11 protein-coding genes are annotated in these 13,382 nt (G+C 67.1%); all 11 read left to right on the forward strand.

All coding sequences use genetic code 11. From position 1 onward, the window contains the following. Positions 1-250 precede the first annotated feature (250 nt). A complete protein-coding gene (hpt, locus tag VKZ50_06165; protein ID HLJ59296.1) occupies positions 251-787 on the forward strand; it encodes a hypoxanthine phosphoribosyltransferase in 537 nt (178 codons plus the stop codon). An 81-nt stretch (positions 788-868) separates the two neighbouring features. Next, positions 869-2,026 carry a GuaB3 family IMP dehydrogenase-related protein gene (locus VKZ50_06170; GenBank protein HLJ59297.1) on the forward strand — a complete coding sequence of 386 codons (1,158 nt, stop codon included), beginning with the start codon at positions 869-871 and terminating at the stop codon, positions 2,024-2,026. Next, positions 2,026-3,642, forward strand: a complete 1,617-nt coding sequence (guaA, locus tag VKZ50_06175; protein HLJ59298.1) for a glutamine-hydrolyzing GMP synthase — start codon at positions 2,026-2,028, stop codon at positions 3,640-3,642. The genes VKZ50_06170 and guaA overlap by 1 nt, the downstream gene beginning before the upstream one ends. A gap of 61 nt (positions 3,643-3,703) precedes the next feature. Then, complete coding sequence (locus VKZ50_06180; GenBank protein HLJ59299.1) at positions 3,704-5,857, forward strand: UvrD-helicase domain-containing protein; 2,154 nt, start codon at positions 3,704-3,706, stop codon at positions 5,855-5,857. Between the two features lie 165 nt (positions 5,858-6,022). Next, positions 6,023-7,753 carry an ABC transporter substrate-binding protein gene (locus tag VKZ50_06185; protein ID HLJ59300.1) on the forward strand — a complete coding sequence of 577 codons (1,731 nt, stop codon included), beginning with the start codon at positions 6,023-6,025 and terminating at the stop codon, positions 7,751-7,753. Between the two features lie 25 nt (positions 7,754-7,778). Further along, positions 7,779-8,753 (forward strand): ABC transporter permease, encoded by a 975-nt coding sequence (locus VKZ50_06190; GenBank protein ID HLJ59301.1) that lies wholly within the window; start codon positions 7,779-7,781, stop codon positions 8,751-8,753. 1 nt (position 8,754) lies between these two features. Then, positions 8,755-9,885 carry an ABC transporter permease gene (locus VKZ50_06195; protein ID HLJ59302.1) on the forward strand — a complete coding sequence of 377 codons (1,131 nt, stop codon included), beginning with the start codon at positions 8,755-8,757 and terminating at the stop codon, positions 9,883-9,885. Positions 9,886-9,956: 71 nt separating this feature from the next. Beyond that, positions 9,957-10,517, forward strand: a complete 561-nt coding sequence (locus VKZ50_06200; GenBank protein ID HLJ59303.1) for a hypothetical protein — start codon at positions 9,957-9,959, stop codon at positions 10,515-10,517. A gap of 274 nt (positions 10,518-10,791) precedes the next feature. Continuing rightward, complete coding sequence (locus tag VKZ50_06205) at positions 10,792-11,832, forward strand: ABC transporter ATP-binding protein (GenBank protein HLJ59304.1); 1,041 nt, start codon at positions 10,792-10,794, stop codon at positions 11,830-11,832. Between the two features lie 33 nt (positions 11,833-11,865). Then, positions 11,866-12,906 carry a dipeptide ABC transporter ATP-binding protein gene (locus VKZ50_06210; GenBank protein HLJ59305.1) on the forward strand — a complete coding sequence of 347 codons (1,041 nt, stop codon included), beginning with the start codon at positions 11,866-11,868 and terminating at the stop codon, positions 12,904-12,906. Positions 12,907-13,041: 135 nt separating this feature from the next. Beyond that, positions 13,042-13,382: hypothetical protein (locus VKZ50_06215; protein HLJ59306.1), on the forward strand; the 341-nt coding region annotated here is incomplete at its 3' end.

The raw sequence follows: 13,382 nt of genomic DNA on the forward strand, positions 1-13,382 counted from the left end.
CGTGCCCCGATGGACCTGTGTCAGGACCTGCACGCGCTGTTGATCCTTCTGACTCAACATGATCGTCTCCCTGGTCATAGTCCCAGGGTGACATAGTCACGGAACTGTTAGGGGGTGACATTATTGCTGAACTACTACACCGGTCGCATGACGCCGTTGACACTAGCGAACACGGGTACTATAATGCTCGCAATTACTCGGACGGTGTTCGCCGGACCGGGTACCCCCGGAGGACCTGCGCGGAGTGGCCTTGCTGGACGATGTTGCCGAAGTGTTGATCCGCGAAGACGAGCTCCGCGCTCGGGTCGCGGGTCTCGGCCGAAGGATCAGCGAAGAGTACGAAGGTAAGACCCCTCTCCTCGTCGGCATTCTGAAAGGCGCCTCGATCTTTCTCGCCGATCTCATCCGGCAGGTCACGGTTCCGTGCATGCTCGACTTCATGGCGACGAGTTCATACGGGACCGGGACGGAGAGCAGCGGGATCGTCCGGATTCTCAAGGACCTCGATCAGACCATCGAGGGGCGGCATGTGATCATCGTCGACGACATCATCGACACCGGCTTCACCATGGACTATCTGCTCGAGACGTTGAAGGCACGATATCCCGCGAGCCTCCGCGTGTGCGCTCTACTCGACAAGGTCACGCGTCGTCGGCGGCAGGTGTCCATCGACTATCGAGGGTTCGAGATCCCCGACAAGTTCGTCGTCGGGTACGGATTGGACTACGGGGGGATCTATCGCAATCTCCCATTCATCTGTGTGTTGAAGCCGGAAGTATATACGTGAATCCCCGCCGCCGCCCCCGTCAGGGAGCGGCGGCGGCGCACTCCGGACGGTCGTGGAGACCAAAGCAGGGAGGCGACCCGCGTGGAATTCATCGGCAAGGGGCGGCCGGCCCGCCGGACCTACGGATTCGAAGAAATCGCGCTCGTACCGGCGTCGGGGACGATCGATCCCGAGGATGTGGATCTCTCGTGGGACGTGGCCGGCCGCAAATTCGCGCTGCCGGTGATCGCGTCCGCGATGGACAGCGTCGTGGACGTCCGGTTCGCGATCGCGTTATCCAAGCTGGGCGGGATGGCGGTGCTCAACCTTGAGGGCATCCAGACGCGGTACGAGCGTCCGCAGGACGTCTTGGACAGGCTCGCGGAGGCGGCCCCGGATCGGATCGTCGCGGTCATGCAGGAAGTCTACCGGGAACCCATCAAGGACGATCTGGTCGGACGGCGGGTTGAAGAGATCCGCAAGGGCGGGGGGGTGCCGGTCGTCTCGACGACGCCAGTGTCGGCCTCGCGCCTCGGACCGCTCGCGGCGGCGGCCGGCGCCGAGTTGCTGCTCGTGCAGTCGACCGTGATCACCGAGCACCATCGCAGCGAGCGCGGGCGCTCCGTATCGCTGCGCGAGCTCACCGCAAAAACCCAGATCCCCGTTATGGCGGGCAACTGCGTGTCGTACGAGGCGGCGCTCCAGCTCTTCGAGGCCGGCGTTGCCGCGGTGTTCGTCGGGGTCGGCCCCGGCGCGGCGTGTACCAGCCGCAAGGTGCTCGGCGTGGGCGTCCCCCAGGCGACGGCGATCATGGATGTCGCGGCGGCCCGGGCGGAGTACGCGCGCCGAACCGGGCGGCACGTGCCGATCGTCGCGGACGGCGGCATCAGTGTCGGGGGCGAGATCGCGAAGTCAATCGCATGCGGCGCCGACGCGGTGATGCTTGGATCGCTGTTCGCCCGCGCCGAGGAGGCCCCGGGCCGGGGGTTCCACTGGGGCATGGCCACCCCGCACGCGGCCCTGCCGCGCGGGACGCGGATCGCCGTGCGCACGACCGGGACGCTGGGCGATATTCTGCACGGCCCGGCACGGGTGGACGACGGATCGCAGAACCTCATGGAGGCGCTGCGGACGGCGATGGGAATGTGCGGCGCGCGCACCATCCGCGAGATGCACGAGACCGAGGTGATCATCGCCCCCTCCCTCGTGACCGAGGGCAAGACGATGCAGATCGCGCAGCACGTGGGACAGGGGCGCTGATGCCCGGGACGCAGGTCACGCGAGCGCGGACCGGCGGGCATCCGCGGGAGCACGACGTCGCGCACGCGATCCCCCCGGTGGACGATCTCGTAATCGTCCTCGACTTCGGCGCCCAATACAGCCAGTTGATCGCGCGCCGGATCCGCGAGTTGCGCGTGTACAGCCTGATTCTGCCGTTTGACACGTCGCTCGCGGAACTGCTGGCGCTTGAACCGAAGGGCATCATTCTGTCCGGGGGCCCGGCGAGCGTGTACGACGCGGGAGCGCCCCGGTGCGATCCGGCGCTGTTTTCAGCCGGCGTGCCGACGCTCGGCATCTGCTACGGCATGCAGCTGATGGCGCATGCCCTCGGCGGGGAAACCGGGCCGGCGGCCCGGAAGGAGTTTGGGCGGACGAGGCTCTTCGTCGACGAGCCCGACCACGGCGCGGGCCTATTCCGCGGGCTGGAGCCCCGGTTGATCTGCTGGATGAGCCACGGCGACACGGTGCGCCGCCTCCCGCAGGGGTTCGAGACCCTCGCCCACTCGGACCATACGCCGTACGCCGCGGTAGCCGACCGCGACCGTCGCCTGTTCGGGCTGCAGTTCCATCCTGAGGTTTCGCACACGCCCTGGGGGACCGAGGTCCTGCGGAACTTCGTGTACAATGTCTGCGGCTGCGCCCCGTCGTGGACGATGGCCTCGTTTGTCGAGCAGGCGGCTGGCGAAATCGGCGCGCAGGTGAACGGCGGCCGAGCGATCTGTGCGCTGAGCGGCGGGGTGGATTCGGCCGCGGCCGCGGCCCTGGTGTTCCGCGCGATCGGCGACCGCCTCACGTGTGTGTTCGTCGACCACGGGCTGTTGCGACTCGGCGAGGCGGAGCGCGTCGTCGAGGTGTTCCGCGACCACTTCGGCGTGTCGCTCGTCCACGTCGACGCCCGCCGTCGTTTCCTCGACCGGCTGCGAGGGATCACTGACCCCGAGCGCAAACGGGTGTTGATCGGTCAGGAGTTCATCACCGTGTTCGCAGAGGAGGCGGAGCGGCTCGGCCGTCCCGAGTTCCTCGTGCAGGGAACGCTGTACCCCGACGTGATCGAAAGCGGGACGCGCACCGCGGCGCGGATCAAGACGCACCACAATGTGGGCGGGCTCCCCGAGGTCATGCCGTTCCGGTTGATCGAGCCGTTCCGGACGTTGTTCAAGGACGAGGTGCGCGTTGTCGCGCGGACGTTATCCCTGCCGGACGAGATGGTGGCGCGTCATCCGTTTCCCGGGCCCGGGCTCGCGATTCGGGTCATCGGCGAGGTCACCGAGGAGCGCCTGGCGATTCTTCGGGACGCCGACGCGATCGTGACCGGGGAGATCCGCCGCGCGGGGTTCAGCCGCGACGTCTGGCAGGCGTTCGCCGTGCTGCTGCCTGTGCACACGGTCGGCGTCGCCGGCGACGCGCGGACCTACGGACACGTCGTCGCGGTCCGCGCCGTGACGAGCGAGGACGGGATGACGGCCGACTGGGCGAGGCTGCCCGCGGATCTACTCGAGACGATCAGCAACCGCATCACGGGCGAGGTGAAAGGCGTCAGCCGCGTGGTCTACGACATCAGCAGCAAGCCGCCCGCCACAATCGAGTGGGAGTAGCCTCGTCCGCCGGCGGGGGCGGATCGCGCTCCCGCAGGACAAGTCGTAGACTGGTAGCGCCATGACATCCGCCGTCGACATCGAATCCCTGCTCAACCCGGCCCAACTCGACGCCGTACGCCACCCCGGCGGTCCGCTGCTGGTGCTGGCCGGCGCCGGCTCCGGCAAGACGCGCGTCCTGACGTATCGGATCGGGGGGTTGATCCACGACCGCGGGGTCGCCCCGTCGCAGATCCTCGCGGTGACGTTTACCAACAAGGCCGCCGGCGAGATGCGGGAACGCCTGATGCGCGTCCTCGGCCCGGGGGCGGCCCGGGCGCTGTGGATCGGCACGTTCCACTCGATCGCAAGCCGCATCCTGAGAATCTCCGGCGCTCCGCTCCGTCTCGACCCGCGATTCGTGATCTACGACACCGATGATCAGCGGTCGCTGATGCGCGAGATCCTCCGCTCGTTCGACGTGGACGACCGTCAGTTCCCGCCGTCCGCGGTGCTCGCCGAGATCAGCCGGGCGAAGAACGAGCTCGTGGACCACGTTGCCTACGCGACCCGCGCCGAAACCCGCCGGGAAGAGGTGATCGGGACGCTGTACGCCGCCTACGAACGCCGGCTCGACGAGTGTCATGCGCTGGATTTCGACGATCTGCTCGTCCGCGCCGTCCAACTGTTTCGCGATCATCCCCAGGTGCTCGCGGAGTACCAGGCACGCTTTGTGCACGTCCTGGTCGACGAATACCAGGATACGAACCACACGCAGTACGTGCTCGTCAATCTGCTGGCGCGGCGGCACCGCAACCTGTCCGTGGTCGGCGACGACGACCAGGCGATCTATCGGTGGCGGGGCGCTGACGTGCGGAACATCTTGGAGTTCGAGCGCGACTACCCGGAGGCCAAGGTCGTCACGCTCGAACAGAACTATCGATCCACCCAACGCATCCTTCGCGTCGCGTCTGCGGTGATCCGGCACAACCCTCACCGGCACGCAAAGACGTTGTGGACCGACAACGCCGAGGGCGACGCGGTGACGCTGTTCGAGGCCTGGGACGGCTACGAAGAGGCGCGGTACGTCGGGGAGCAGATTAAGGGGCACACCGCCGCGGGAGGGCGCGCGGGCGAGATCGCCGTGCTGTACCGCACGCACGCGCAGTCGCGACAGTTCGAGGAGATGTTCCTGCGGCTCGGCGTGCCGTATCGGATCGTCGGGGGACTCCGATTCTACGAGCGCGCGGAGGTCAAGGACATGCTCGCGTACCTCCGCGCGGCGTACAATCCTGCGGACGAGGCCAGTCTCCGCCGCGTCCTGAACGTGCCTCGCCGCGGCGTCGGCGACACGACCGTGCGGCGGCTCGAGGCGTGGGCGCGGGAGGAAGGCGTTTCGTTCTGGGACGCGCTTCGCAGGGCCGGAGAGGCCGGTGTGGCCGCCGCGGCGCGCCGCGCCGTGGAGGAGTTCGTCGGGGTCGTCGGACAGATCGCGGCGTTCGCCGCCGATCACCCGGCGAGCGAGGCCCTGGGCCGCGCGCTCGACCTCACCGGCTATCGCCGCGCGCTCGAGGCCGAAGGGACAGACGAAGCGTACGCCAGGCTGGAGAACCTGGATGAGCTTGCTGCGGTCGCCCAGGAGGTCGAGGAGATGACCGGGGACGCGTCGCTCGAGGCGCTCCTGCAGCACCTCGCGCTGATCACCGACGCGGACACGATCGACGCCCGCGCGGACCGGGTGACGTTGATGACCCTGCACAGCGCGAAGGGCCTTGAGTTTCCGGTCGTGGTGCTCGCCGGGCTCGAGGAAGGGTTGTTTCCCCACGCCCGGTCGCTCGAGGACCCGAAAGGGATGGAGGAGGAGCGCCGGCTCTGCTACGTCGGGATGACGCGCGCTCAATCCCGCCTGCTGCTGACCTATGCGCGGCAGCGGACCGTCTACGGCACCTCGCGGCCGAGCCTGCCGTCGCGCTTCCTCGCCGAGATCCCGGAGGACGCGATCGATCGGGGGACGTCTCCTCGCACGGCCACGAACGAATGGCCGGACGAAGACCGTCCGATCCCGGAGGTCGCCCTGGGGGACGTTGTGCGGCACAAAACGTTCGGCACCGGCCGGGTCCTCGAGGTGGACGGGGACGGGCCGCGCGCGATCATCACCGTCCGGTTCGACGCCGTGGGGACGAAGCGCCTCGCGCTTGGGTACGCACCCCTGGAACGAGTATCTCCCGCGCCATAGGCGAGCCTCCGCAGCGGTTGGTCGGCGCGCCGCGGCGGGAATCTCCCGTCGTCCGGGCGAATACCGCGGGTGCGAACACGGCCGGCGGCGCGTCCGTACTCCGAGGCGGGAGAGGTGCGTCCGGCCCTGTTTCCGGGAATGTAGAGTGAAGGAGGACCCGCGACCGTGCGAGCCATCGTTCTGACCTGTCTGATCGTGAGCTCGCTGCTCATGCCTCCGTGGATCGGGGCGGCGGTCGCCCCGCACCCAAGCCTGCCGGGTCTTCCCAACCCCAAGGTACTTGTCGGCCAGATCGGGCACGTCGGGGGCGTGTTCCTGGACTCGCAGCAGACGGATCCGTCGACATTCAATCCTATCCTGGCCAACTCCACCGCGTCGACCGGCCCCCTTGGGTACCTGTTCGACGGCTTGGTGGAAGCCAACGGTAAGACGACCGACATCGAGCCGGGGCTCGCCGAATCGTGGACGGTCAGCAAGGACGGTCGCACCTGGTCGTTTGTTCTGCGGCAGGGGCTGCAGTGGGACGACGGCACGCCGCTGACCGCGGACGACGTCGTCTTCACGTTCAAGGTGATCTACGACAAGAAGATCCCGAACAGCGCCGCCGACGTGCTCAACGTCGCGGGCCACCCGATCGAGGTCACCAAGATCAACGCGCGGACGATCCAGTTCCACACGGTGCAACCGTTCGGCCCGTTTCTCCGGGAGGTCGGCAACGCCACCGTGATCCCGCAGCACATGCTTCAGAAAGCGTACGACGCGGGCCAGTTCAACCAGACGTGGGGCGTGAACACGACGCCCCGCCAGATCGTCGGTACCGGCGCATTCGTCATGACCGAGTACCGGCCGGCGCAGCGCATCGTCTACGACCGCAACCCGTACTATTGGAAGGTCGACGCGCACGGGCAACGTCTACCGTACATCCAGCACGTGGTGCTCACGATCGTGCCGAACCAGAACGCCCTCCGGCTGCTGTTCCAGGGCGGCCAAGCGGACAGCTACGGCGTGCGGCCCGCCGAATACGCGGCGTTCCAGCGGGGCGCGAAGGCGGGCAACTACACCGTGTATGACGGCGGGCCCAGTTTTGGCACGGAGTTCCTCACGTTCAACGAGAACCCGAACGCCGGGTTGCCCGACTACAAGTTGCGGTGGTTCCAGAACCAGAAGTTCCGCCAGGCGGTCTCCTACGCAGTGGATCGGCAGGCGATCATCAACCAAGTGTACGCGGGCCACGCCGTGCCGGAGTACGGCCCCGAGAGCCCCGCGGACAAGTTCTTCTTCAACCCGCACGTGATGTCGTACCCGTACAACCTCCAGAAGGCCGCGGACACCCTGGCGGAGGCCGGCTTCAAGAAGGGGGCGGACGGTACGCTGCGCGATGCCGACGGGCATCCGGTCGCGTTCGTCATCTCGACGAACGCCGACAACCCAGACCGCGTGGCGATCGGCAACATCATGCGGCAGGATCTCGCGTCGCTTGGGATGCAGGTCACGTTCGCGCCGGAGGCGTTCAACACCCTCGTCGCCAAACTCACGGATTCATACAAGTGGGAGGCGATCGTGCTCGGCCTGACCGGCGGGATCGAACCCGCGGACGGGCAGAACGTGTGGAAGTCATCCGGCAGCCTGCACATGTGGTACCCGAAACAAGCCAAGCCCGCGACGCCCTGGGAGGTCGAGATCGACCGCTACTTCAACTTGGCGGCGACAACGGTGGACCAGAACCGCCGCCGGGACTACTATAGCCAGTGGCAGGAGATCGTGTCGGAGCAGGTCCCGTTCGTGTACACGGCGATCCCGGTCGCCTACGTCGCCGTCCGCAACAAGTTCGAGAACATCGAGTACACGGCGTTCGGTGGGCCGTTCTGGAACTTTCCTGTGATCTACATCAAGTAGCGGTGCGCGCTGCCGCTCGCGCGCGATGATCCGGTACATCGTTCGCCGCCTCATTCTGCTCGGGCCCCTGCTCGTCGGGATCACGTTCGTGAGTTGGGCGGTGATCCAGCTGGCGCCCGGGTCGACCGACTACTTCCAGTCTCTCGTGCTCCAGTACCCGCAGATCAGCCCGCAGCGCATCGCGGCGCTCCGCGCCGAATTCGGCATGGACCGCCCGCCGCTGGAACAATACCTGCGCTGGTTGTGGAGCATCGTGCACCTCAATTTCGGCTACTCTTTCGCCTACAACGTCCCCGTGGCGTGGTTGATCGGCAGCCGCGCGCTCAACACCCTGCTGCTCTCGATCACCTCGCTCGTGGCGGCGTGGGCGATTGCGATCCCGCTCGGCATCTACTCGGCCGTGCACCAGTATTCGCCGGCGGACGGGGTGCTCAGCGCGGGCGCGTTCGTGGCGATCTCGATCCCGAGTTTCTTCAGCGCGCTCCTCCTCCTGTACGGCGCGTTCTGGACGCATCTGCTGCCGCTGCAGGGGCTGACGAGCGCAGATTTCGACTTCCTGCCATGGTGGAGCAAGGTCCTCGATATCGCGTCCCATCTCGTCCTGCCGACGATTGCGCTCGGCGTGTTCTCCGTCGGCGGGTTGATGCGCTACATGCGCACGAATCTGCTGGAGGTCCTGCGCAGCGACTACATGAAGACCGCGCGCGCCAAGGGGCTGTCCGAACGCACCGTGATCTTCCGGCACGGGCTGCGGAACGCGATCAACCCGCTCGTGACGCTGTTCGGCTTCGAGCTCGGAGGGTTGCTGGGAGGCGCCGCGTTCGTCGAGAACGTGCTGGGATACCCTGGGCTCGGTCGGTTGGTGCTCGAGGCCGTGCTCAAGAAGGACGTCTTCGTCGTGATGGGGAGCCTGCTGATGGGAAGCGTGCTCCTGATCCTTGGAAACCTGGTCGCGGACGTCATGCTCGCCTACGTCGATCCGAGGATCCGGTACGACTAGGGTGAGCCACGACGTCGCGACCCCGCAGCGGGCGCCGGCCGGCCAGGGCAAGGTGGTGCGGGCGAGGACCCCGCTCCAGCTCGCGTGGCGCCAGCTCACGCGTTACCGCCTCGCGCTCGTTGGCGGGGTCGTGCTGCTCATTCTGTACACGCTGATGGTGCTCGCGCCGTTCCTCGCGCCGTACGCGCTCGACTATTCGGACCGCACCCTATTCTACGCGCAGCCGGTCGGCGTCCACCTCATCGACGCCCGCGGCCGCCCGCACCTGCGGCCGTTCGTCTATGCGTACCGCGTCGTGGATGCCTCGGTGCCCACCTACGCGATGGATACGAGCCGGACGTACGACATTCGCTTCTTCGTCCACGGGACGCCGTACCGGCTCTTCTGGCTCGTTCCCACCGACATCCACCTGCTGGGCGTCGATCCGCCGGCGCGGCTGTTCCTGCTCGGGACCGACCAGTTTGGGCGGGACCTGCTGTCGCGGATCCTCTACGGCAGCTTGATCTCCCTCCTGATCGGGCTCATCGTCGTGTTGATCACGTTCCCGATCGGCATGATCCTCGGTGGCATCGCCGGATACTACGGCGGCTGGACCGACAACCTGATCATGCGAAGTGTTGAGGTGCTGGCGGCGTTTCCGAGCTTCTACCTGTTGCTCACGCTCGCCTCGGTCCTCCCGCCGACCCTGTCGAGCGGCGCCCGCCTGTTCATGATTTCGGCCGTGTTCAGCTTGGTGGGATGGGGGGGCCTGGCCCGTGTCCTGCGCGGCATCGTCTTCGGGATCCGGGAGGTAGAATTTGTGCTCGCCGCGCGGGCGGCCGGCCTGCGCGACTTCCGGGTGATCGTGCGGCACGTCCTGCCGAGCACGATGTCGTACGTCATCGTGGCGGCCACGCTGACGATCCCGGGAGTGATCCTCGGGGAGAGCGGACTCTCGTTTCTCGGTCTCGGCGTCCAGGAACCCAGCACGAGCTGGGGCCTCCTGCTCGCCCAGGCGCAGAGCATCGAGGCGCTCACGCAGTTCCCCTGGTTGCTGACCCCGGGCCTGATGATCGTGCTCGCGGTGCTCGCGTTCAACTTCCTCGGTGACGGGGTGCGCGACGCGCTGGACCCCCGGCAGCGGTCGGTCTGAGTCCGCCGGGACCCTGTGTCGCCGGGCCGGGACACGGTCCCGCCGAGCGACGAGTTGAGGTGGGAGTGCTGATGGAGAAGCGTTCGAAGTCCACGATGCGCGCGCGCCCCGGCCGGCCGACCGGCGGGCGCGCTCGGCCGGGCCTCGGAGATGCCGCGACGCGCGCCCGGGCGGGGCGGGTTCGCCTGCTGGTCGCGGTCGCCGCGGGGGTGGTCCTCGTCGCGGCCGGCGCGTTCCTGGCGCAGCGCATCACGCAGGTCCAGCAGGGTGCGGTCACACCCGACGTGCCTCAAGGGGCGACCCTGGACCCGGCGCTCCGCGCGCGGGGCGCGGCGATCAGTATCTCGGGCGATGCCAGCCACCCCCAAGCGTCCTACGATCCCGCGTCCGGGACCGTGCTGGTCCGGCTTCAGTCCAAATACTACGATCCCAAGCACACCGCGGCGCTCAACCGCCAGTACCTGGCCACGGAGGGGCGGCTCATCGTCCAACTCGCGCTCTACAACGCGCCGGAGGCCGGCCGGGTCATGGTGGAACTCTACCACGGTCGACAGAAGGTCGGGACCGTGACCGGTGCCTCGGGGGATGCCTACAACGACTATCGGGTCGACTATCCGAAGGGGCTGCCGTAGGATCCCAGCGCGGGGAGCCGCGCGGGATATCCTCCGGTCGCCGGCGGCGCGGCGCCGAGCGAAGGGCAACGGAGTCTCCCAAGGCGGGGTTTCCCCTAGGGTGCGTGTGCCGCCCGGGGCCCTGGGCCGGACCCGGTTGCGCCGCGGGGCGGGGCAGGGACTGGGCCCTGGCGCCCCGGCGGGGAGAGGATTTGCAGCCACCTTGTGGAATCCGAGTGTGATCAACGGCGCGCCGCCGGGTGGCGGTCTGATCCTCAGGGGGAGGTAGGTTCGCGTGGCCGAACCGCTGTTGTCCGTCCGGAACCTGAAGACGTATTTTTACACCGACGAGGGTGTCGTCAAGGCCGTGGACGGCATGACGTACGATCTGCACAAGGGCGAGTCGCTCGGCATCGTCGGTGAGTCCGGTTCCGGGAAGAGCGTCCACGCCCTCTCGATCATGCGGTTGATCGCGAGCCCTCCCGGGAAGATCGTAGACGGTGAGATCCTGTTCGAAGGTCGGAACCTGCTGAAACTCTCCGACGAGGAGATGCGGAAGATCCGCGGCAACCGGATCGCCATGGTGTTCCAGGAGCCGATGACGTCGCTCAATCCCGTCCTGACGATCGGGGAGCAGATTGCTGAGGCGGTGATCCTGCACCAGCGGCTCGACAAGAAGGCCGCGTGGGATCGCGCGGTTGAGATGCTCGACCGCGTGAAGATGCCGGCCGCGAAGCAGCGCGTCAAAGACTATCCCCACCAGTTCTCCGGCGGCATGCGCCAACGCGTGATGATCGCGATGGCGCTCTCCTGCAACCCGTCTGTGTTGCTCGCGGACGAGCCGACGACCGCCCTCGACGTGACGATCCAGGCGCAGATCCTCGAGCTGATGCGCGAGTTGCAGCGGGATTTCGGCACGGCGATCATCCTGATCACCCACAACCTCGGCGTCGTGGCAGAGATGTGCGACAACGTCGTCGTGATGTATGCGGGCCGCCCGATCGAGGATACCGACGTGAAGCGGACGTTCGGCGACCCCCGACACCCATACACCTGGGGTCTGCTGCACTCGGTGCCGAAACTGTACGAGCGGAGCGAGCGCCTGATCCCGATCGAAGGGCAGCCCCCCAGCTTGGTGGACCTGCCGCCAGGGTGCTCGTTCGCTCCGCGGTGTCCGTTCGCCATGGAGATCTGCACGCAGGTCGATCCGCCGAACGTGCAGATCGCGGTCGGGCACAAGGCCAAGTGCTATCTGTACACGGACAAGGCCACGGATAAAGAGAAGCAGGCCGCAGCAGCGGCGGGGCTGGCGGCGGTCGCTCGCACGAGAGGGTAACAGATCCGCCTGACGGAGCATCGGGGAGGGAACATGGCAACCAACGGTGAGATCCTCCTGGAGGTCAAGAACCTCCGGAAGCACTACCCGGTGACGAAGGGGTTCATTTTCCAGCGTCAGGTTGGGGCGGTCCAGGCGGTAGACGGGCTCAACTTCTTCATCCGCAAGGGGGAGACGCTCGGCCTCGTCGGCGAGTCGGGGTGTGGCAAGACGACGACCGGCCGCGTGATCCTTCGATTGCAGGAGCCGACGACCGGCGAGGCCCTGTTCGAAGGGCGCGACATCTTCAAGCTCGGCAAGGAAGAGCTGCGGCGAATGCGCCGCGACATGCAGATCATCTTCCAGGACCCGTACTCGTCGCTCAACCCGCGGATGACCGTCGGCGACATCATCGGCGAGCCACTCGAGATCCACAATCTGGCGCGGGGCAAGGAGAAGGTCCGGCGGGTCCAGGAGCTGTTGGAGGTCGTGGGACTCTCGCCCTACCATGCCAACCGGTACCCGCACGAGTTCAGCGGCGGGCAACGGCAGCGCATCGGGATCGCGCGGGCGCTGGCGGTGAACCCAAAGCTGATCATCGCCGACGAACCGGTCTCCGCGCTCGACGTGAGCATCCAAGCACAGGTGCTGAACTTGCTGCAGGAGCTGCAGAAGGAGTTCGGCTTGACCTACCTATTCATCGCGCATGATCTGTCGGTGGTCAAACACATCAGCGATCGAGTCGCGGTCATGTATCTCGGCAAGATCGTGGAGCTCGCCGACGTGGACGAACTGTTCGCAAACCCGCAACACCCGTACACCGAGGCGTTGCTGTCGGCCGTGCCGCTCCCGAACCCTGAGTTGCGGCGCGAGCGTATCATTCTTCCGGGCGACGTGCCGAGCCCGGTCAACCCGCCAGCAGGCTGCCGGTTCCACACCCGGTGCCTGTACGCCCAGCCGAGTTGCAGCGTGGACGAGCCCGAGTTCGTGGACATCGGCAACGGGCACTACGTGGCGTGCCCGGTGCGGCCCTTTAAGACGCAACGGAGCAAGGCGGCGGTGTACCGGCAGGCGGCCAGTGCCGCGAACTCTTAGCGTGCGCGTACCGTACTACTGACGTACAATTAAAGGGAACTCGGACACGGGGGACACGGCGCAGGTGGGGTCCGGGTGTGGTGACTCGGGCGCCGCTCGCCGTGCGTTCACCGTGTCGATTCGCAGCAAAAGGCGGTGAGCGTCGTGATACAGCGCATGCTGGCAGGCGTCGTGGTGCTGGTGGTGGCGGTGCTGATGTTCGGCACCGGCGCCCGCGGCGCCGCGGGCCCGATTCAGAACCCCGACTCGTTGATTCTCCTCACCTACGGTGACCCGGAAAGCCTCGATCCGGCGTACGCGTACGACACGACCAGCGACGGAATCTTCTGGCCGGGAATCTACGAGACGCTGATCACGTACGACGGCAGCGTGCTCTCCCGGTACGTGCCGCGCTTGGCGACCGAGGTGCCGAGCGTGGCGAACGGGCTCATCAGCAAAGACGGGCTGACGTACACGTTCCCGATCCGCCAGGGCGT

The sequence above is a fragment of the bacterium genome, from assembly GCA_035295165.1.
GTDB lineage: Bacteria > Sysuimicrobiota > Sysuimicrobiia > Sysuimicrobiales > Segetimicrobiaceae > JAJPIA01.

Excerpts from the sequence above, each read along its gene's own strand:
- guaA (HLJ59298.1), top strand. The coding sequence starts at position 2,026 with ATGCCCGGGACGCAGGTCACGCGAGCGCGGACCGGCGGGCATCCGCGG.
- VKZ50_06180 (HLJ59299.1), top strand. The coding sequence starts at position 3,704 with ATGACATCCGCCGTCGACATCGAATCCCTGCTCAACCCGGCCCAACTC.
- VKZ50_06190 (HLJ59301.1), top strand. The coding sequence starts at position 7,779 with ATGATCCGGTACATCGTTCGCCGCCTCATTCTGCTCGGGCCCCTGCTC.
- VKZ50_06200 (HLJ59303.1), top strand. The coding sequence starts at position 9,957 with ATGGAGAAGCGTTCGAAGTCCACGATGCGCGCGCGCCCCGGCCGGCCG.
- VKZ50_06210 (HLJ59305.1), top strand. The coding sequence starts at position 11,866 with ATGGCAACCAACGGTGAGATCCTCCTGGAGGTCAAGAACCTCCGGAAG.